The 19,316-nt window shown below is 38.9% G+C and carries 22 protein-coding genes; 9 read left to right on the top strand and 13 right to left on the bottom strand.

Annotated features, from left to right (window positions below; genetic code table 11):
• Positions 1–55: 55 nt before the first annotated feature.
• Complete coding sequence (locus UP17_RS05600; protein ID WP_061462030.1) at positions 56–691, bottom strand: phosphatase PAP2 family protein; 636 nt, start codon at positions 689–691, stop codon at positions 56–58.
• Positions 692–784: 93 nt separating this feature from the next.
• Here UP17_RS05600 and UP17_RS05595 point away from each other — a divergent pair, with 93 nt between their 5' ends.
• The gene (locus UP17_RS05595; RefSeq protein WP_061462029.1) at positions 785–1,996 is read left to right on the top strand and encodes a M20 family metallopeptidase; all 1,212 of its coding nucleotides are present in this window, start codon (positions 785–787) and stop codon (positions 1,994–1,996) included.
• Positions 1,997–2,022: 26 nt separating this feature from the next.
• On the opposite strand, the gene UP17_RS05590 is transcribed toward UP17_RS05595, so the two are convergent.
• The 3 genes from UP17_RS05590 to UP17_RS05580 form a co-directional block, all read right to left on the bottom strand.
• A complete protein-coding gene (locus UP17_RS05590) occupies positions 2,023–2,727 on the bottom strand; it encodes an EcsC family protein (RefSeq protein WP_061462028.1) in 705 nt (234 codons plus the stop codon).
• A gap of 105 nt (positions 2,728–2,832) precedes the next feature.
• Positions 2,833–4,041 carry an ABC transporter permease gene (locus UP17_RS05585; protein ID WP_061462027.1) on the bottom strand — a complete coding sequence of 403 codons (1,209 nt, stop codon included), beginning with the start codon at positions 4,039–4,041 and terminating at the stop codon, positions 2,833–2,835.
• Positions 4,034–4,777, bottom strand: coding sequence for an ABC transporter ATP-binding protein (locus tag UP17_RS05580; RefSeq protein ID WP_061462026.1), 744 nt, complete (start codon positions 4,775–4,777; stop codon positions 4,034–4,036). The genes UP17_RS05585 and UP17_RS05580 overlap by 8 nt, the downstream gene beginning before the upstream one ends.
• A 663-nt stretch (positions 4,778–5,440) precedes the next feature.
• On the opposite strand from UP17_RS05580, the gene UP17_RS05575 reads away from it, so the two are divergent.
• The 5 genes from UP17_RS05575 to UP17_RS05550 all read left to right on the top strand — a co-directional run bounded on the left by UP17_RS05575 (position 5,441) and on the right by UP17_RS05550 (position 9,617).
• Complete coding sequence (locus tag UP17_RS05575) at positions 5,441–5,863, top strand: HIT family protein (protein WP_061462025.1); 423 nt, start codon at positions 5,441–5,443, stop codon at positions 5,861–5,863.
• Positions 5,864–6,151: 288 nt separating this feature from the next.
• The gene (gene serC / locus UP17_RS05570) at positions 6,152–7,255 is read left to right on the top strand and encodes a 3-phosphoserine/phosphohydroxythreonine transaminase (RefSeq protein WP_061462024.1); all 1,104 of its coding nucleotides are present in this window, start codon (positions 6,152–6,154) and stop codon (positions 7,253–7,255) included.
• 126 nt (positions 7,256–7,381) lie between these two features.
• Entirely contained in the window at positions 7,382–7,900 is a 519-nt protein-coding gene (locus UP17_RS05565) for a tryptophan transporter (protein ID WP_061462023.1), read from the top strand.
• A 596-nt stretch (positions 7,901–8,496) separates the two neighbouring features.
• On the top strand, positions 8,497–8,859 hold the full coding sequence (locus tag UP17_RS05555; RefSeq protein ID WP_061462021.1) for a YtxH domain-containing protein: 363 nt from the start codon (positions 8,497–8,499) through the stop codon (positions 8,857–8,859).
• Between the two features lie 179 nt (positions 8,860–9,038).
• Positions 9,039–9,617, top strand: a complete 579-nt coding sequence (locus tag UP17_RS05550) for an HTH-type transcriptional regulator Hpr (protein ID WP_061462020.1) — start codon at positions 9,039–9,041, stop codon at positions 9,615–9,617.
• Between the two features lie 2 nt (positions 9,618–9,619).
• Here the strand turns inward: UP17_RS05550 and UP17_RS05545 are convergent, their stop codons facing one another.
• A complete protein-coding gene (locus tag UP17_RS05545; RefSeq protein WP_061462019.1) occupies positions 9,620–9,946 on the bottom strand; it encodes a DUF1878 family protein in 327 nt (108 codons plus the stop codon).
• Between the two features lie 243 nt (positions 9,947–10,189).
• Between UP17_RS05545 and UP17_RS29465 the strand changes: the two genes are divergently transcribed.
• Together UP17_RS29465 and UP17_RS28620 are read left to right on the top strand one after the other, a co-directional pair.
• Entirely contained in the window at positions 10,190–10,729 is a 540-nt protein-coding gene (locus UP17_RS29465; RefSeq protein ID WP_061462018.1) for a DUF3267 domain-containing protein, read from the top strand.
• Between the two features lie 108 nt (positions 10,730–10,837).
• The gene (locus UP17_RS28620) at positions 10,838–11,020 is read left to right on the top strand and encodes a hypothetical protein (protein WP_061462017.1); all 183 of its coding nucleotides are present in this window, start codon (positions 10,838–10,840) and stop codon (positions 11,018–11,020) included.
• Positions 11,021–11,132: 112 nt separating this feature from the next.
• Here UP17_RS28620 and UP17_RS05530 read toward each other — a convergent pair whose 3' ends face one another.
• Positions 11,133–11,216, bottom strand: coding sequence for a YjcZ family sporulation protein (locus UP17_RS05530; protein WP_061462016.1), 84 nt, complete (start codon positions 11,214–11,216; stop codon positions 11,133–11,135).
• A gap of 183 nt (positions 11,217–11,399) precedes the next feature.
• The gene (locus UP17_RS05525) at positions 11,400–11,483 is read right to left on the bottom strand and encodes a YjcZ family sporulation protein (protein WP_061462015.1); all 84 of its coding nucleotides are present in this window, start codon (positions 11,481–11,483) and stop codon (positions 11,400–11,402) included.
• A gap of 199 nt (positions 11,484–11,682) precedes the next feature.
• On the opposite strand from UP17_RS05525, the gene UP17_RS05520 reads away from it, so the two are divergent.
• Entirely contained in the window at positions 11,683–12,549 is an 867-nt protein-coding gene (locus tag UP17_RS05520; protein ID WP_061462014.1) for a peptidylprolyl isomerase, read from the top strand.
• A gap of 57 nt (positions 12,550–12,606) precedes the next feature.
• On the opposite strand, the gene UP17_RS05515 is transcribed toward UP17_RS05520, so the two are convergent.
• From UP17_RS05515 to UP17_RS05490, 6 genes are all read right to left on the bottom strand, one after another.
• A complete protein-coding gene (locus UP17_RS05515) occupies positions 12,607–12,789 on the bottom strand; it encodes a sporulation YhaL family protein (protein ID WP_053344914.1) in 183 nt (60 codons plus the stop codon).
• 98 nt (positions 12,790–12,887) lie between these two features.
• Positions 12,888–13,826, bottom strand: a complete 939-nt coding sequence (gene yhaM, locus UP17_RS05510) for a 3'-5' exoribonuclease YhaM (protein ID WP_061462013.1) — start codon at positions 13,824–13,826, stop codon at positions 12,888–12,890.
• Between the two features lie 174 nt (positions 13,827–14,000).
• The gene (locus tag UP17_RS05505) at positions 14,001–14,699 is read right to left on the bottom strand and encodes a (2Fe-2S)-binding protein (RefSeq protein WP_061462012.1); all 699 of its coding nucleotides are present in this window, start codon (positions 14,697–14,699) and stop codon (positions 14,001–14,003) included.
• Positions 14,692–15,516, bottom strand: a complete 825-nt coding sequence (locus tag UP17_RS05500; RefSeq protein ID WP_061462011.1) for an ABC transporter ATP-binding protein — start codon at positions 15,514–15,516, stop codon at positions 14,692–14,694. The genes UP17_RS05505 and UP17_RS05500 overlap by 8 nt, the downstream gene beginning before the upstream one ends.
• 316 nt (positions 15,517–15,832) lie before the next feature.
• Positions 15,833–16,240: a hypothetical protein gene (locus UP17_RS05495; protein ID WP_250211764.1), complete on the bottom strand. Its 408-nt coding sequence runs from the start codon at positions 16,238–16,240 to the stop codon at positions 15,833–15,835.
• A gap of 40 nt (positions 16,241–16,280) precedes the next feature.
• The gene (locus UP17_RS05490) at positions 16,281–19,301 is read right to left on the bottom strand and encodes an ATP-binding protein (RefSeq protein ID WP_061462009.1); all 3,021 of its coding nucleotides are present in this window, start codon (positions 19,299–19,301) and stop codon (positions 16,281–16,283) included.
• Positions 19,302–19,316: the final 15 nt, after the last annotated feature.

Genomic DNA, 19,316 nt, shown 5'->3' with positions numbered 1-19,316 from the left:
TCCGACAAATTCCTTCTTTATTTCCGGGGAAATGTAACGGATATATACAAAGATCTCATGTTTTTTTATAAATGCTCCTCCATCTTACGCACTTATACAAATTAATCAAGGTTAAACTGTAAGCAGCCCCTAATGCATAACCTGCCAAAATATCAGTTGGAAAATGAACGTTCATGGCGATCCGGCTTATCCCGATTAGCAGAACCAGACAAACGAAACCGATTCCCATTACCCATTTCAATGAGTTACCTTTAACTTCTTTTAGAATGAAATAAGCAACCATACTGAAGAAAATAAGTCCTAACATTGCGTGGCCACTTGGAAAACTGTAGCCACCTGTCTCCAGCAAATGGTTCTCAGGACGCACCCTTTGAGTATGATTTTTTATCCACTCGTTTAAAACATCGCCGCCAGCCATTCCGATAGAAAAGACGGCCATGGGCAAATAATTCTTCTTTATTATCCATAAATACAGGACACATAGTAAACTTACAATTCCAATGACCTTGGATTTACCAAGATAGGTAATGGACTTGAAGAAAGTGAACGGAATAGTATTCTCACCCACGGCAAAAAGTTTTGCAATATACGTATCGAACGCTAGCGTTTTCTCGCTCTGGACTTCATGCATCAAAAAAAAGAAAAGCAACAGGCAAAGCAAAACCACAGCCATCCAAGAATATTTAATCATTCATACAACTCTCCTCAAGGTATTTAATTCACTTTAGATTATTCAGAATATGATATACTATTTACAATTAAACCAATCATTGGGAGGTGCAAAATGATACAGCGATTACACGATCTTATAGATGGTTCTTATGAAGAGATGGTTTCAATCAGGCGTTATCTTCACCAACATCCTGAGCTTTCTTTTCAAGAAACCCAAACGGCTGCCTTCATCGCTGAATATTATGAAAAACTTGGAATCGAACATCAGAAAAATGTAGGCGGTAATGGTGTTATTGCTAAGATTACTGGCAGTAAGCCTGGTAAAACAGTAGCAATGCGCGCTGATTTCGACGCCTTACCGATTCAAGATGAAAAAGAAGTTCCCTATAAATCAACCGTAGCCGGGGTCATGCATGCGTGCGGACATGATGGCCATACAGCGACTCTCCTGGTTCTTGCAAAAAATCTGAATGCCCTGAAGGATGAGCTCGAAGGCCAATTTATATTTATCCACCAGCATGCTGAAGAATATGCTCCAGGGGGTGCCAAACCGATGATTGATGCGGGTTGCCTTGATGGAGTGGATGTAATTTTCGGCACCCATTTATGGGCTACTGTCCCTACTGGAACAGTCCAATACGCTTATGGGCCTCTAATGGCTGCTGCTGACCGATTTGAGATCATCATTCAAGGGCAGGGTGGACATGGAGCACAGCCTCATAAAACCCGCGATGCAATCGTAGTCGGCTCTCAGCTAGTCATGGCCCTACAGCAAATCGTAAGCCGCCGCCTTAACCCAATAGATTCTGCAGTCATTACCGTTGGTTCCTTTGTAGCCGATAATGCCTTTAACGTCATTGCAGATAAGGCAAAAATTATCGGGACCGTCCGTACTTTCAAGGAAGATGTCCGTTCATTTATAAGGGGAGAAATAGAGCGGATTGTTAAAGGAACCTGCCTAGCTGCGGACTGCACCTATGAATATCGATACGTTCAAGGCTATCCGGCTGTCATCCCACACGATGAGGAAACTAAATTCATGATTGAAAGCACTGAGTCCATCAAGGAAGTTTTGGTTACAGAGGAAATTGACCCGGATATGACAGGTGAAGATTTTTCTTATTATTTACAAAATGTGAAAGGTACATTCTTCTTTACAGGAGCCAGGCCAAAAAATGAACATACATACCCGCATCATCATCCTTTGTTCGATTTCGATGAAAAAGCGATGCTCATTGCAGCCAAAATATTAGGCACTGCTGCTGTAACCTATCATAATAAGGAACAATCATCCCCAAAGGTGAATGAATCTTTATTGCGGTAATGATAAAGGGACGGGTTTCCCGTCCCTTACTCTTTTAGAAGTCTGATTCGGTAACAATTGACAGCCGTCTCCCCAAGTTGTTCCAACAAATGATGGTTGGCATATGCACCGACAGCTGCCCCAAACCCTGGGACTAGCTGGAACATTTTAATGACATCGATGTGATCGCGATATTCCTGCTGAAATTCTTGCCAGTCTATTTCCGGCCATTTCCCTGAATCCCATTCTTCTATTACCCGTAATGTTTCCAGTTTTTTTTCCTCGCTCGAAAATGCCATCTGAAAGATATGGAGTATGAACAGGCGTTCCTCATATTTATTTGGATCAAAACCATATATACGGGATATTTCGAATAATAACTTCATCTTGATGCTAAGCAGTAATGGGAAATCAGCCAATCCAATTAAAAGCCCTGCCGCTCCGGTTCCCACACCTTCTATAACGGCTGTTTTCCGATAGGCCGTTACAGTTTCCGTAACCCATTCTTCTTTTTGCTGCAAGGATAGAAGCGCTACATTTTTTTCTTTAGACATATATTTCGAACCTGATAATACGGCCTCAATCATCCCTTTAATACTATCAGTAATCATTTTGTGCACTCGTTCTGGAATATAACTATTCATTTTGATTTGCGCCTTTTTGGACATCCGCTCAAGCCTGCCGGATTTCTTGGCTACTTTCTTTTTCCATGATACTAGTTCCGATAATGCCTTTTGTCCATATTCATCCATCAATTAACACCTCCATTAAATATGTATATACCCCCTACGAGGCTTTTAGTTTCAATTTTCATTTCTTAAAAGAAAAAGCTGATTTTATGAAAAATCAGCTTCTGATTAAAAGTTTTTAATTTTCTTTGTTGCATAATTTTTAAAACCGAATAAGAATACAAGTCCCATTGCCAGTGCGGCTAAGGCGGACATCCATTCCCCTTTCACTAGCAGGACCAAGCAGAAGACCAGGTCCTCAAATAATAGGAAAAAGGAAATTAGCTTTATGACTGCAGATTCTCTCATTTTTGCTGGCAATGGATAAAGTGAGACCCACACTTTCCATTCATGAGCCTTCCAAACCGGTAACAATTGCAGGGCTGTCATAAACAGGAACATAAAAGTTACAATTAAATGTGCCCATATGCTAGTGAATACACTTAAAATAACGGAGCCTATGATAGTTAAACGAAAACAAAGTCCCACATAATCATTGGATCGCAACAAAGTACGGGCGTAAAGATAGGTATACGTTGATTTTTCACCATATGGAATGAATGATAAAAGCCAGTCCATCCATTTCCTTCTTGCTACCTTCCCTTTCAAATGGGGAACATCAGTAAACATGTTCGCTATTCGATAAAAAGAATTCATCCGCTTATTTTCCAGTTCCACCAGCCGCTCCCATTTCAACACAAAATCTTTAGTTGCGCTCCGGTAATACATGTAAAGCCCTAACAATAATAAAATGGTTATAAGTGCAAACAGTATATTTGCCCTTGAACAGATGAAATAGAGCATCACACCATTAAGTAAAAAGCGGATTAAGGCGTCCCACTTGCTCACTGATGTATCTTGATATTTCAATACTTGCCAACGCATGGTTAAATTCAAAAACTTCAAAATAAGCAATACAACCAGGATGATTCCAAAGTCTGTTCCTCCTGCACCCGTAACCTTCGTATACATTGGAATAAATGCAATTAGGACAACCAGAAGGATAAAGCCCTGCATGACCCAACTTAATACCAGAGAATTCTTGAAATAGCTTTTCAACTTCGTTTCAAGCGGAAGTAAGAATACCGTATCAGGTTCTTTCAAAAAAGTATTTATCGGGCTTCTGGTTACAATCATCGATAAAACAAAGGCCATGATCATTTCAGCCGGGAAATCACTTTTTAACGTCTTCACCCAATCGCTGTAATAATAAGCTAAACCACCAAGAACCAATACCATTACAAAAACCAGATGGCCGTTAAAAATGTAACGAAGATATTTTTGCGTTTCATTTATATAGCCTAAATATCTTTCCTTCCAGAGATTTTGACTATTCATGACCGATTTCTTCTTTCGTCAATTGAACATATAAATCGTCAAGAGTTGCCCCCGGCATGGAAAATTGTTCACGAAGCTGTTCAAGATTGCCTTTTGCCCGGATCTCCCCATTATGCAGGATGATGAAAGAATCACAATACCGCTCGGCTGTAGCCAGTATGTGTGTTGACATTAAAATTCCCGCTCCGCTCTCTTTCATTTTCCTCATCAAATCAAGCAGGGATTGAATGCCTAATGGATCAAGACCTACGAAGGGTTCGTCGACGATATATAAAGACGGCTGTACTAAAAAGGCGCACATTATCATGACCTTTTGCTTCATTCCTTTTGAAAAATGCGCCGGAAACCATTTAAGTCTTTTCTCCATATGAAATTCCTTTAACAGAACGTCCATCCTTTCTTTATATGTGGATTCCTCCAAACCATGCGCCATGGCCGTCAGCTTTAAATGCTCCTCAAGTGTAAGCTCATCATACAAGATTGGAGTTTCTGGAACATAAGTGAATTGCTTACGATATGTATCTGGGTCCTGGGCAAGTGTTTTGCCATGAATCGAAACACTTCCGCCTTTCGGCTCCATGAGTCCGATGATATGTTTAATCGTCGTACTTTTCCCAGCCCCGTTGAGCCCGATTAACCCTACTAACTCATTTGGTTGAATGTCAAAGCTAATTCCCTTTAGAACGGGCGTTTTCGTGTAACCGCCAACTAATTGCTTGATTTCCAATAAGGACATATAAACGATCCTTTCTATATAGAGGTTCTTATTTCCATTTTATCAAATTATCCTGCTTTTATATAGTCGAGTGTTCCCGGAACAAAATTTCCATAAATAACTAATTATATTTTTCCTGCTTGGTGGTCATCATAAATAAGGAAGAAGGGGTTAGTCATTACGTGTGATTCACATCATATTGTAAATGAGGTGTCAGTTAAAGACGTATTACACTGAAATACCCAAATGTTTTATTACAAATGATTCACATCATATTGTAAATGAGGTGTCAGTTAAAGACGTAAAACTGAATTAAACCAGAAGCTTCATTTAAAAAAATCGTTTCGAGCAAGGAGATGGTTCTCTTGCACGTAAAAGCAGAAAAATCATTCAATAATTATCAATTATGCTTTGTAAGTTGATGAAACTTTAAAGATATAGGAGATGGTTGCTTTGAATGGAAAATCTCTAATCAGATAATAACCGTATTTTACTAAAATGTAGATGAGGTGTTTGTCGCAGAGAATTTATGCTAAATGCGAATTTTGAAGCCACCCCCCCTTTTTCAAATAAGCAGGGTGCAACTTAATGTTGCATCCTGTTTTTATGATTTTTCCTTTTCCCAAGGATTCATGCTATGGTACGATTAACCAAATACATTAACTTCTAAAGGAGCGTTTTTTAATGAGTGATTGCATTTTCTGCAAAATAATCGATGGAGAAATACCAAGTACCAAAGTCTTCGAAAATGAACATGTATTGGCCTTTCTCGATATCAGTCAAGTAACAAAAGGCCATACCCTGGTAATACCTAAAGTACATAAGGAAAATCTATATGAGTTGACACCTGAAATTGCCAAGAATCTTTTTGAGGTGGTACCTGAAATTGCCCGTGCCATGAAACAGGAATTCCAACCTGTAGGCCTGAATCTTCTAAATAATAACGGGGAAGCCGCAGGACAGTCCGTTTTCCATTTTCATATGCATTTAATTCCTCGGCATGGGGAAGGTGACGGCTTTGGGGCTGTTTGGAAAACGAATACGAGCGACTATACACCAGATGACCTGAAACAAATCGCTGACTCCATCGCACAGCATATTAAGTGAAATTAACGCTACCTGTAAGGGTTATCATCCACCTCCTAACTATTGGAATATTACAACTTACGTTCAACGATTTCTCTAAAATAGCTCAGTTATGCGTGACAAAAAACACCCTAAATAGGTCCTCACTTAAAGTGAGGGACCTATTTATTTCCTCCTCTTCTATTACTTCCTATTTCATTTTTTTATCTACCTAAAATTCTAAATTTTTCTCCTATTGAAATTAATTTTCTGGTAGGATATAAATAGATTTAAACACTTTAACACATAGACGTATTAGGAGGAAAAAATTTGAAACGTGCACGCAATTTTAACGCTGGGCCAGCTGCCCTTCCCTTAGAAGTTTTACAAAGAGCCCAAAACGAATGGCTGAATATTGAGAATTCCGGAATGTCCGTCATGGAACTAAGCCATAGAAGTTCGGAATTCGAAAAAATTCATAACCATGCCATTCAATCATTAAAAGACCTTATGGAAATTCCTGAAAATTATGAAGTCCTTCTGCTGCAAGGAGGAGCAAGTCTACAATTTTCCATGATTCCCATGAACATTTTGAATGATGGAAAAAGGGCAGATTATGTCCTTACTGGTTCTTGGTCGGAAAAAGCATTAAAAGAAGCAAAAAAGGTTGGTAAAACGGCAGTAGTAGCTTCATCCAAAGATGAAAAATATACATTCATCCCTAAAGTTGCAGACATCGAATTGAATGATGATGCTGCATATCTTCATATCACAAGCAATAATACGATTTACGGAACACAATGGAAAGAATTCCCGGAAACTGGAAGCATTCCTTTAGTAGCTGATATGTCAAGTGATATTCTCAGCAAAAAAATTGATGTTAGTAAATTCGGAATCATATATGCAGGTGCACAAAAGAATTTAGGTCCGTCGGGAATCACAGTCGTTATCATCCGTAAGGATTTAATAACGGATAATGAAAAAATCCCATCCATGATGAACTATTCTATCCATTCGAAAAATGATTCGTTATATAACACTCCTCCGACATTGGCAATTTACTTATTGTCCCTTGTGTTGGATTGGGCAAAAGAACAGGGTGGCGTGGAAAAGATTGCTGAAATCAATGAAGAAAAAGCAAAAGTCATTTACGATGCCATCGACGGCAGCAATGGCTTTTATAAAGGCCATGCCCTATCAGACAGCCGTTCATTCATGAATGTAACCTTCACGCTTCCGTCTGAAGAAGCTGAAGTTCAATTCCTTAAAGAAGTGAAGCAAGCCGGATTCGTAGGACTGAACGGTCACCGTTCTATCGGTGGCTGCAGAGCATCCATCTATAATGCTGTCCCTTTATCCCATTGTCAGGAGCTTGCGGATTTCATGAAGAAATTCCAGGAATCGTATAAAGCTAAGGAAGCTCAAACTCTTTAATTCAAACAAATATACCTTCTAAAAAAATAGGTCTTATGATATACTATTTTAAACTTCTTGCAACAGGCAATAGTGCATTGTTGAAGAAAAGATGTTAGTTGAGATGAGAATAGGAGAGATGAGTAAATGAAAACGAAAACCCTTGTGTCACTGTCCCTATTAATCGGGATTGGGGCTGCCCTGCATTTTATCATTCCTGGATTCTTCCTTGGAATGAAACCGGATATGATGCTGTTGATGATGTTTTTGGCGATCACGCTGTTTCCCGCGAAGAAGAATGTATTCATTGTCGCCTTGGCTGCTGGAGCCATCTCTGCCATGACAACTACATTTCCTGGTGGACAGATTCCAAATATCATAGACAAATTGGCAACAGCCTTTCTGTTTTACCTTTTATTCATCAGTCTTAAGAAATTTTCAACGTCCGTTGTCACGGTTAGTGTCTTGACTGCCGTAGGAACAATAATTTCCGGTGCTGTCTTCCTTGGTTCGGCTTATTATATCGTTTCCCTTCCAGGGCCTTTCGTTGCACTTTTCGGCGCTGTTGTGCTTCCTGCCGTACTGCTAAACACAGTTGCGATGGTCATCATTTATCCAATTGTGAACGGCATCGTAAGAAAATCTAATATACCCATTAATGCTTAAGCAGCAGGATCATCATATTTAAAAAAGCACCGGAATGTCCGGTGCTTTTTTTTCCACTCTTATGAATCTGGAGTCTAATCAGAATCATCCCCCAAGGATCAATGAATCAATATCCACATAAACCAAATCAAAAGCAGTAACCCTCCGGGAAGACCCATAGCGAAGGCTCTAGCCTGGAGCACCCTCTTAGGCGGATAGATGCCAGGAGTTTTTGCTTTTCGTAGAAAATACCCCATTCCGCACAAGCATATCAGGCCTAATAAAAAAATGATTTTCATTATTAACCCACCAGTGCCATCCATGTTCCGACAGCTTGTTTTTACTATCTATATGCTGTTCTTTCCTTTATATGAAGCATTTTTAATAAAGCTTCAAGTTATTTTTAAATATTATATATTTACTATCTAAGTTTAAAAAAATATTTTTGTGATATAAAGATAAAATGGTCTATACTCTTCCATAGGAATGAAAATTATGGTATTTTGATATCAATAGTATTTCTATCCCTAATTATCATAATTTCCAATTGATGCTTTTTTCAGCAGGGATTTAGACCATGTTAAGCGAAAACAATATTATAAAATGAGGTGATCCTAATGAAAGCAAAATCATTACTAATTGGCTTTTTAACCGGAACGGTCGTAGCGGGTGCAGCAACCTTACTTTCTACTCCAAGTTCAGGTAAAGACTTACGGACCCGCATCAAAACGAATACGGAAGAAATTAAGAATACAATTGATGAGTTAAAGGTGAAAATGCTAAATATTAAAGATGACACGATGGAAGCTACACAAATCAGCAAAGAAACGGTAAAAACCTTCATTTCGGATGTTCAGGTCGTCATCGAGAACTGGAAGCAGGAAATCGAACCCAATAAGAATGAATTATTGAAGAACGTTCAAGAAATTGAAAGTTCTTTAAAAGAATTGGAAAGGGCAATCCCTGCTTCCAAAAATTAATACACACAAGCTCGGTTCTCCATTTTTACCAATAAATCATATGGTTTATTGGAGTGAAATGGAGAATTCAATTAAAAAAAATAAAATTTTCTAAAAATTTCGCAAATATTTTCTTTATTAATTTTTATTTTATTGTCATAATAAATATACAGAATCTTATAAGTAGGTGAGCCCATAATATGCAGAATAAAAATTATTCTATGAAAGAAGCAATGATTTTTAGTCAACGAATTGCACAATTAAGCAAAGCATTATGGAAATCAATTGAAAAAGATTGGCAGCAATGGATTAAGCCCTATGATTTAAATATCAATGAGCACCATATTCTATGGATTGCCTACCATCTTAATGGCTCTTCCATTTCAGATGTTGCAAAATTTGGGGTCATGCATGTTTCTACGGCATTTAATTTTTCAAAAAAATTAGAAGAACGCGGGTTTTTAACTTTTTCAAAGAAAGAAAATGACAAAAGGAATACGTATATAGAGATCACCCCAGAAGGTGAAAAGCTTCTACTTGATTTAATGGAGACATATGACCCAAGTAAGAACTCTGCTTTCTCAGGTGCACTTCCACTTCGTGAGCTTTATGGGAAGTTTCCGGATATGATTGAAATGATGGCTGTCATACGTAATATATACGGTGAAGATTTCATGCAAATCTTTGAACGATCCTTCGATAACATTGATCAGGAATTTACTGACGTGGAGGGTAAAATCACAAAAAAAAAGATAGAGAAAGAAACTGAACCAGTTTAATCTCACACTCTATCCATTTCCTTCATGAATGATACATATAAACCTTGTGAGAGGCATGCATCAATGCATTCCTTTATGGTTATTCTTGGATTAACCTTTCTTTCAAATTGATTAAAAAGCGGTCGAAAGTTCATGTAACCTTCCGCTTTTTCTATTTCGTAGCGCTTGCTCAAGATATCACATGTTTCTAATAACTCTTCCGCTTCCTTCTTCGTGAAATTTTTTTCCACAAAAAGAAAGTCCAACTTGGCCTCCGGATTACGTATCATGTTTAATAAAAGCCTTTGATGAAAACGGAGTATTTCTATTTCTTCATTTATATTTTTCATACATCATTAATCCCCAATCAATCATTCAATTTTATCATAAAAGACTTAAAACCGATCAGATTTTCACGTTCAAAAAAATCAGCCAAATCCATGTCCAAAACCCGGCCTTAAACGTCTTTAATATTCATCCACTCTAAAGTGATTATTACCATAAAACTTAATCCAAGAATTCTATTGCTTTTTCCACCCATTCATCGTAATGTATGTAGGTAAATTCAACGGTCTTTGGAGGGCTGATTCTAAATGAATTCGTGGAAAACAATTGACGTGGCAAAACAATATGGGAATTGCCGTCTGATCTTATTTTCAGTTTTTACTATATTGATGTCTTTTGTTCTGATCTATACATTATTAAGTGTCTTTTCATCCCATGTTGTTTTGTATGACGATCAAACAATGGTATTTTTTAGCCTATTGCTCTTATTATATCCTGTTCACAAACTATTACACTATTTACCTTTACGATTTTTATGTAAAAAAGTAAAAACTTCTTGGTCCTTGAAGTGGAAACTTGTGCTTACATGCAGGGTCAATGTGCATTATCCGATTCGAAAGCACCTCTATCTCTTGACCCTTGTGTTACCTTTCTTCATTATGTCTGTCATATTGATTGGTTGTGCCCTTAGTTTTCCACATTACATCCATTATTTCACTATTTTATTATCCCTGCACACTGGATTATGCGTATCGGATTTTATTTATATAAAAAACCTGGTTGGTTCCCCGGGACATTCATTTATCGAAGAACATCTAGAAGGATACGATATACTTATTCAAAAGTGATTCCTTATCTATTCATAAAGATGCCTGATAAGATTTTTAGGTATCTTTTTTCATTATAATTTGGTATCGTATTTATACATGATGTTTTGCAAGGAGGGATTTTAGGTTTTGATCTCGTTCTGGTTTATTATTTTTGCTATTTTGATTCTTTATAATATTAATAGAATGACAAACTCTTTATGCATTCAAAAAGAAATTGCTGAAGACCGGCAGCCTAAAGTATTCAGGATCATTAATGTTTTAATTACTATTATGTTATTATCCTCCTATATTGAAATTTTGTATACGTAGAGATAAGCAACAAATGATGGCCATCATTTGTTACATACATTGGTGATACCCGGCGCATTATCCACATAAAGAAAAAGGGCGAAGCGGTCAGCTTCGCCTTTTGTTTATGAGTTTATAACCAAGAAGCTCCAATGATTATTAACAGGATGAAAAGAACGACAATTAGAGCAAAGCCTCCACCTATTCCTCCAGACATTGATCTTCCTCCCTTCCATTCTTAAGTAATAGCATTTTCATGCACACTCTTATATCCGCCAAAAGGAATCCATTCCTTTCATAGCTTGATAATCAATTCAATCTTTTTTGTAGCGGCTACCCTATCCTATTCAACTCCACGGCAAAAGGAGTGGGCTCTTTCCATTATTAATATTGCGAACTATTAGCAAAAGGATGCTCCTACAATTATTAATAAAATGAATAACACCACTAACAAAGCGAAACCTCCGTTAAATCCATTACTCATTATGCTACCTCCTTTTGGATGTCCTCGATTTATCATATGTAATGGTTCTTTATCTGGGTAGGCGTTCACCCATTTTCCAAAAATTCTTATTCAAACACCAATATATTATTTTTTGTAAACTAACCAGAATATGTTATAGTTAATTTTGTGGAAATACGAAGAATAGCAAACCAGAAACTTAAAACTAGGAGTTGTTTTTATGAAGAAATGGGCATTATCGATTGCTGTTACTGCAGGGCTGATCGGACTTACAGCATGCAACAGCGACAAGGAAGCAGTCGTGGAAACTAAAGCGGGAGATATATCTAAAGAAGAACTTTACAATGTAATGAAAGACCGTTATGGTGATGCCGTCCTTCAAGAACTTATTTATGAAAAAGTTCTTTCCAAGAAATATACAGTAACGGATAAGGAAGTAAAAGCTAAAACGGACGAGCTTAAAAAACAAATGGGTGAAAATTTCCAAACTGCCCTGGCCTCTTCCGGATATAAGAGCGAAGATGATCTTAAACGTGCACTTAAAATCGGCATGCTTCAAGAAAAAGCAGCCGTTGCTGATATTAAAGTAAAAGAAGCTGACGTAAAAAAAGCTTATGAAGACTATAAACCACAAATCAAAGCGAGACATATTCTTGTAAAAGACAAAAAAACTGCTGACGAAGTTGAAGCTAAATTGGCCAAAGGCGAAGACTTCGCTAAACTTGCAAAAGAATATTCAACAGACACAGGCACAGCTGAAAAAGGCGGGGAGCTAGGCTGGTTCGGTCAAGGTGAAATGGTTCCTGCATTTGAAGAACAAGCTTACAAAATGAAGAAAAATGAAATCAGCAAACCGATTAAATCCGATTACGGCTACCACATCATCCAACTTCTTGATACAAAAGAAAAGAAACCATATAAAGATATGAAAAAAGATCTTGAGTATAAGTTGAAAGTCGCTCAAATTGACCAAGCTAAAGTTCAAGATATTTTGAATTCAGAAGTCAAAAAAGCTGACGTGAAGATTAAAGATAAAGATCTAAAAGATGCCATCACTTCTGGTGACGCAACTAAAGCTGAAAAATAATTGGATAGTAAAAAGCGACAGGCCATTGGCCTGTCGCTTTTTTTCTCATCATTCAAGCTATGCTCCCTGATTTATATCCTTTTTACGCCTTTCACGCTCTTCTTCCATACGTTCAATGTACTTCTGACCTTCCTTCTCAATCCATGCATCATCTATGAGGCGTTCCTGCCTAGCGGTCCAAATTGACATGACTGCACTGACGATTATTCCAATAAACACGAACCAGATCCAAATTGGCATGTCCATTCCCTCCCAAAAAATCTACTATACATTTAATAGAGGATATGCGTGAACAAAAAAAATATGCTTCTTTCTCCATCGAGAAAGAAGCATATTCATTAAAATGTTGGTTTATAGAATGAACGATTATCGAGCGCAAAGACTCTTTCCGTAAATTCACCCGGTTTCACTTTTTCCAAGGCGCGGTCCATCATATTTATCTTGGCATCCATATTATCAATATAATGTAACACTTCCGCTTCCCTCACCATTGGCGGTTTGGGGCTGCCCCATTCCGCTTTACCATGATGGCTTAATATCAAGTGCTTTAGAATCATGATTTCTTCTGCTTCAATGCCTAATTCCTCTGCAGCTTTACCGACTTCATTTACCATGATGGTGATATGCCCCAACAAGTTCCCTTCGACAGTATAAACAGTCGACACTGGTCCAGATAGCTCATGTACCTTTCCAAGATCATGCAGGATGACTCCTGCATACAAAAGATCCCTGTTGAGCGAGGGATATAGTGTTGAAATGGCCTTAGCCAGCCCTAACATCGATACCACGTGATAGGCAAGTCCCGACATATACTCATGATGGTTCTTGGTGGCAGCAGGAAACGTCAGGAATTCATTCTGGTATTTTTTAATGAGGTGCCTAGTCACCCTTTGGATATTCGGATTCCTCATTTCAAAAATGAATTGAGTGATGGTTTCCATCATTTCTTCTTGACTTAAAGGCGCCGTTTGAATTAAATCGGCTTTCGTGACGCCATCGGCATCTGATGTAAGTCTAATATTACGGATTTTCAATTGGCTGCGTCCCCGATAATTCTGGACTTCCCCCTGGACTTTCACCGTAGCTTCCGCACTGTATGTTTTCTCATCAGCCTCGGAAACATCCCATAGCTTCGCTTCGATTTCCCCGGTTTTATCACACAAAATCAATGTTAAAAACGGCTTTCCATTACTTGCAACCGCTTTTGTACTCGTTTTAATATACATATATATATCTACTACTTCACCAATTCCGTAGTGTATGATCCCATTTCCCATGCGACTGCCCCCGTTCAATTAAATATCAACATTATAACATATCAATCTAGTTAGTGCGTTTAGTTTTCGTTAATAAGTACAGACAATTGAAAGGAAAAGACTAAGCTGCCGTCACTTTCACCCCACAGGAAAACCAGGCTTGAAATCAAGCCTGGTTTTCCATTCAGATCTATTTCAACAGTTCTTGTTCGGACAATACGCACACTTATCCTGGCCCTCAATTCGGAAATATAAGCAGCATGTCACCCGTTTATAAGGATTCATGGACTCCGGAACATTTTTTTCCCCAATGAATCTTTTAAAAGGTGAACGTGTTTCAATATTCAGCCATGTTTCATCTTCAAGCAGCCTTTCAATGTCCCTTCCAACCCGCGTCTTTATATCTGTCTGCTTCAGTAACTCGCTATACATCCAGACCGTGTAGCTCCAAATATTTTCCCAAAGTACAAGTCTCGATATTTTAGTAGTTCCGGAAAATGTGCGAATGGCATCCGCTCCAAAGCTGCTTAATATGGAATGTAGGGCAGAAGAGCTTTCCTTTTCCGGAACATTGCTCCACCTGTTAATTTTCAGCAAAAAATCTGGAAGCCAATGTTCATCTTCTGGATCATCCAAAACGCCAATGTCCTGAAGTGTGCCTTCCCAGATAAGCCGATGTTTGCTGAACATATAAAATTGTGCCGTGACAAAAAAAGCATAACGTCTGAACCACATTGAAATTGCTATTCTTGACGTTTCCGCCCCAGACCGGGCTTTTGCATACTCAATCAGCTCATCAACATGATTGAAAGTCTTGGAAACCTTGGCATCATCTCGAAACGATACGCGATATCCTTGAAGCTCTTTTTCAATAGATGGTGAGAGGTTATGCATTGGCCAGCGCTTTCACCTGACTTCGAGCGTAACGGCCTTTACCAAACGGGATGCACATGGGACTGCCGAAAATTGGATCAAAAGAAATTTGACACTCCATGCCGAATACATGCTGCACCAAGTCAGGCGTGATGATATCCTCTGGCCGACCTTGAGCATGTATCGCTCCGTCTTTAAGTGCCACCAGGTTATCCGCATAACGGCAAGCTAAATTCAAATCATGAAGCACCATCACGATCGTTCTGTTCTCAAACTCATTCAACTCGAACAATAAGTCCAAAATCTCGATTTGGTGGGTCATATCAAGATATGTAGTCGGTTCATCCAACAAAATGATGTCCGTATCCTGAGCCAGAGTCATCGCTATCCATGCGCGTTGCTTCTGACCTCCCGATAATTCATCGACTGCACGATCTTTCAATTCTGTCAGGTTCGTTGCTTCAATTGCCTTTTGAACTTTTTCTTCATCCATGGAGCTCCACTGTTTTAACCAACTTTGATAAGGATATCTTCCTTGTTTAACAAGTTGATAGACTGTGAGTCCTTCAGGAGCAACAGGCGACTGCGGAAGGATCGCCATCTTTCTTGCTACATCCTTCGATGACATGGTTGAAATCGCTTTGCCTTCAAGTAAAACCGAGCCGGATTGAGGTTTTAACAAGCGGGCAACCGACCTTAGCAGTGTTGATTTTCCACATCCATTAGCACCGATGAACACGGTGATCTCCCCATCGGGTATTTTTATATTCATATCATTTATAATTAATTTATCACCATAACCGAGCGATAGAGACTGTGTGTTAATAGCTGGTCGCATTAAAATACTCCCCTTTTTAGTCTAATAATACTAGTTTAATGAAAATGATTCTCACTGTCAATCTTAAAAAAGAATATATCCAGAATTTCGTGTCCCATTCCTCTCAAATGAATCATAAAGTGTCACTCAATTAAAGATATAGCTTTCTTTGGAAACATTAATGTAAAAAAATCCAGTCCATTACCCTATCATTACCACTTGCCTTTAGCTTCTGCACAAACGATTCATTAGTACAGATTCCCCCTTTAGGGCAATCACCTGTTTGAACTTTCAAACCCCATTTAGATAAAAAAAAACCCTCCATTTGGAGAGCTTTTTAACCGACCAGCAGGCGGTTAGTACAATGTGCCAGGGATTCATCTCTAATGAAGGTAAATAAAGCCTGATCGATAAAAGGGACTAATCCTTCTGCGATGTTCCAGGCATTGACCTCTATTTGATAAAGGATTTCTGATTTTCCTGTATTGTATAGCTCCTCACTCAGCAAAGCAAGGTCGGGGTCTAACGCGTGGCCCATCTCATGTGTGAGAATCACCCATGTATATTCCTCGAGCCTCTGAAGCGAGCCTAGGGAGCGTTCACACTGAATTTCGATATCTCTCCTATACAAAGTGATCGTATGCCCTTCGGCAGAATATTTTCCCCCAACACATCGTCTATCAGGAAACTCCTTTTCGATGATTAACTCTAGGGAAGAATCATGGTGGCCTATAAACTCATTCATATTCAATGACTTCACTCTCTTTTTTATAGTTTAAATCCCATTATATTTTGGGGATGATCAAATCATTCCTATTTTGGCGCAATACGGGACTGGATAGATGAATTACTTGATTTTCAGTAAAGTGTTCCACTACATGTCGATGACACGTAAAAAAGAAAATTTGCCGCTTTTCCGATACCTTTTTCAATAACTCAAGCGTCCGTTTTGTCCTTTCCTCATCAAAATTGACGAAACTATCATCAATGATGAGAGGGAATGAATCATTTTCAAAAGTATGATCAGCAAGTGCGAGCCTTAGGGAAACATATATTTGCTCTGCTGTCCCGCGGCTGACCTCTTCAACCCTGAAACTCAAGCCATCACTTCGCTGTACCCAAATTCCTTCTCCCGACTGGTCAAGGATGATTTTTCGATAGCTTCCATTCGTTAAAAAGGCAAAATGCCGCTCTGCATCGGCGATGACCTTCGGTAGGCGTTCCCTTTTATATCGGTCCAAGGTTTTATTCAATAAGCTTTTGGCTATTGCCAATTTCGCCCATTCCTTTGCTTCTTCGTTAAATGCAGCCCTTTCTTCATAAAAACGATGAAGTAGGTCATCATGAATCCCTGAAGCTTCAAGCTGTTTTATCCTATGCTTCGCATCCGACTGTTTCTCTAATAAAAGTGATTTCACCTTTACAGAATCCTTCCGTTTCCGTTCCAAGTTTTCAAATGTATATGTGGTGATCCCCTGTTTTAGGTAAGTTTGGATTTGATCAGGCAGCATTCTCGATTGTCCAATTTGAATGGTAATCAAATCAAGTTGTTTTTGGAAAGTGATTTTCTTTTCGGACAAGGCGGCGTCATGTCTGAACTCTTCCTCACCCTTTACATTCGCTATCTCAAAAAGCTGCTCCATTTCCGCATCGAGATAGTCTTTTTCCATCGTCAACTGCTCGATTTCGTTCGCCAAACGACTCCGTTCCTGCATCCATTGCGTTAATTGAACGGAGAATTCAACCGTTTTATTCATTTCCCGTTTCAAAAGGCTAATTGCTTCCCGCCATGTGGCAGGTTCGAAATCAAGGCTGTATGCAAAATGAAATAAAGCCTTCGATTTACCTTCAAACTCTGTATGTAGAAATTGGAACCGCTTGATTGTTTCATATTTCCTGTCAACGGCTTCCTTCCATTTCTCAAGCAGTTCAAATACAGATTCAAGATTGTATTCCATTCCGGGATAAGACATGCCCCAACCGCTTAGAATGCCTCTCACCTCTTTTTCCAATCGGTCCCTGCCAGCTTCCCAAGCGGTATATTCCTGAATCGTCGATTCAAACGCTTCCTCTCTTTCTTCATACTTGAACCTTTCACTTTCAAGCCGCCTTTGGAGACGTCGGTCCAGTTCAAGCAACTGTCCTATCGACTCCCCTTCACTCACTCGATTGGTTTCACTTCCAATTGCAGCCCTTTTCCTTTTCATCTCATCCAATTGCCGGATATACCCTGACAATATATCATCACCTTTGAAGAGGGACCTGGAAACCGCAAACAGAACAGCCATGGCTAGAAGTATAATCCCCAACAAAATCTGTTCACTGAAATAACTTCCAATCGCACCTAAACAAAGAAGTACTATTAAACTGCCATTCATGATAAGTGAACGTTTACGGTTATGCGCTCCCTTCTTTCTCTGTAAAGCCAATTGCTTTTCAAGCTCGAGTATTTGTTCATCAAGAATAAGGGATTGTGCTGCTTCAAATTCGGTGTTATTCTGCTTGTTGTATAAGGACTCCAGCTCGATTCTTTTTTCATCTGGCAGTAACTGGGCCTTTATCTCCTTCAAGCGGGATTCTGTAGTTTCCAGACTTCCCTTTTGCTGTCCATATTTATCATCAAGCTGTTTTTTATCATTTTGAAGTTGATGCTTTTCCCTCTCCGTCCTTTTGACCTTTTCCTTCATAAAACTACTGATATCAAGTTTTCTTATTTCATCATCAGAAACATCCAAGAATAATTGCTGCTTCACCTTTTCGATATTCTTTTCTTCCATCAACCTATCATGTTCCGCTCTTCTTATATCCAGCTCAAGCTTCTCCAGCAATGTTCCTTGATCGATAGCATGCTCAATCTGATCTTTATGTTCCTTGATGAAAGGATTGATTTCGATTTCCGTGAGATTCCCTTCAAGTTTGGCCATCTTATCCGTCAATGCGGACAGTTGGGCTTTCATGGGCATTCCAACTGCCTGAAACTGTTCAAGTCTTTTTAAACCATCGACAGGAAAACTTACATCCTTGATTTTACTTATTTCGGTTTCAAGGTCCTCCTGTTCTTCAACCAAGGGCTTAATTCGCAAAAAAGTACTCACGTTAACAAGGTTTTCTTCAATCTCTTGAATATCTATCGTGACTTTAGAGAGCTCCTCCTTAAGTTTTGCTTCTTCCTGAAGTAATGCCGTATATGACTGCTGTTCTTCTTCTGATGCTTTTACCTTTTTCTGCAATTCCTTAAGTTCTTTCAACCTCACATTCAGTAAAGGTTTTTGGCCTGATGGCTTGAACCTTAAATCAAGCTCCTTTTGCAATTTCGTTTCGGCTTCAAGAAGTTTATCATTCCCAATAAGCCCAGCTGAAAGCAGATATTTACTCATGGTCCCTTCACTTAGTGTATGTAATCCCTGCAGACCTTGAAGGTCGAAAGAAAAAATGGCTTGGTAATAGTTTTTATCAACGCCATGGAGAATTTCATTCAATTCTTCCTCGCCGCCAACCCTTCCATCTTCAAAGGTCAATTTCACATCACCAGTAGCTTTTCCCTTCACACGCTCAATGACGATTTCCCCATCATTTTTTGTTATGAGACTGAGCCTTCCCCCATATTTGGCATGCATTTTGGGCTCGTAACGCGGTTCGTTTTGAACCTTTGTCGGAAAACCAAACAGCATACTATGAATGAAGGACATGATGGTTGACTTGCCCGATTCATTTTCCCCAAAGAAAACCTGCAGCTGTCCCAATTCAGGAAAACGCTGATTTTCCAGTTTGCCGTAACCATAAACATGGAGGTCTTTAATAATCAAATCCGTTCCTCCTCC

Origin of the sequence: Peribacillus simplex (assembly GCF_001578185.1) — a bacterium.
Lineage (GTDB): Bacteria > Bacillota > Bacilli > Bacillales > DSM-1321 > Peribacillus > Peribacillus simplex_A.
Note: the sequence above shows the minus strand (reverse complement) of the source record. Positions and strands in the feature narration are given on the sequence as shown.

Bases quoted from the DNA above. Each gene is read 5' to 3' on its own strand.
- UP17_RS05600 (WP_061462030.1), bottom strand. From the start codon at position 691: ATGATTAAATATTCTTGGATGGCTGTGGTTTTGCTTTGCCTGTTGCTT.
- UP17_RS05595 (WP_061462029.1), top strand. From the start codon at position 785: ATGATACAGCGATTACACGATCTTATAGATGGTTCTTATGAAGAGATG.
- UP17_RS05590 (WP_061462028.1), bottom strand. From the start codon at position 2,727: ATGGATGAATATGGACAAAAGGCATTATCGGAACTAGTATCATGGAAA.
- UP17_RS05585 (WP_061462027.1), bottom strand. From the start codon at position 4,041: ATGAATAGTCAAAATCTCTGGAAGGAAAGATATTTAGGCTATATAAAT.
- UP17_RS05580 (WP_061462026.1), bottom strand. From the start codon at position 4,777: ATGTCCTTATTGGAAATCAAGCAATTAGTTGGCGGTTACACGAAAACG.
- UP17_RS05575 (WP_061462025.1), top strand. From the start codon at position 5,441: ATGAGTGATTGCATTTTCTGCAAAATAATCGATGGAGAAATACCAAGT.
- UP17_RS05565 (WP_061462023.1), top strand. From the start codon at position 7,382: ATGAAAACGAAAACCCTTGTGTCACTGTCCCTATTAATCGGGATTGGG.
- UP17_RS05555 (WP_061462021.1), top strand. From the start codon at position 8,497: ATGAAAGCAAAATCATTACTAATTGGCTTTTTAACCGGAACGGTCGTA.
- UP17_RS05550 (WP_061462020.1), top strand. From the start codon at position 9,039: ATGCAGAATAAAAATTATTCTATGAAAGAAGCAATGATTTTTAGTCAA.
- UP17_RS05545 (WP_061462019.1), bottom strand. From the start codon at position 9,946: ATGAAAAATATAAATGAAGAAATAGAAATACTCCGTTTTCATCAAAGG.
- UP17_RS29465 (WP_061462018.1), top strand. From the start codon at position 10,190: ATGAATTCGTGGAAAACAATTGACGTGGCAAAACAATATGGGAATTGC.
- UP17_RS05530 (WP_061462016.1), bottom strand. From the start codon at position 11,216: ATGTCTGGAGGAATAGGTGGAGGCTTTGCTCTAATTGTCGTTCTTTTC.
- UP17_RS05525 (WP_061462015.1), bottom strand. From the start codon at position 11,483: ATGAGTAATGGATTTAACGGAGGTTTCGCTTTGTTAGTGGTGTTATTC.
- UP17_RS05520 (WP_061462014.1), top strand. From the start codon at position 11,683: ATGAAGAAATGGGCATTATCGATTGCTGTTACTGCAGGGCTGATCGGA.
- UP17_RS05515 (WP_053344914.1), bottom strand. From the start codon at position 12,789: ATGCCAATTTGGATCTGGTTCGTGTTTATTGGAATAATCGTCAGTGCA.
- yhaM (WP_061462013.1), bottom strand. From the start codon at position 13,826: ATGGGAAATGGGATCATACACTACGGAATTGGTGAAGTAGTAGATATA.
- UP17_RS05505 (WP_061462012.1), bottom strand. From the start codon at position 14,699: ATGCATAACCTCTCACCATCTATTGAAAAAGAGCTTCAAGGATATCGC.
- UP17_RS05500 (WP_061462011.1), bottom strand. From the start codon at position 15,516: ATGCGACCAGCTATTAACACACAGTCTCTATCGCTCGGTTATGGTGAT.
- UP17_RS05495 (WP_250211764.1), bottom strand. From the start codon at position 16,240: ATGAATGAGTTTATAGGCCACCATGATTCTTCCCTAGAGTTAATCATC.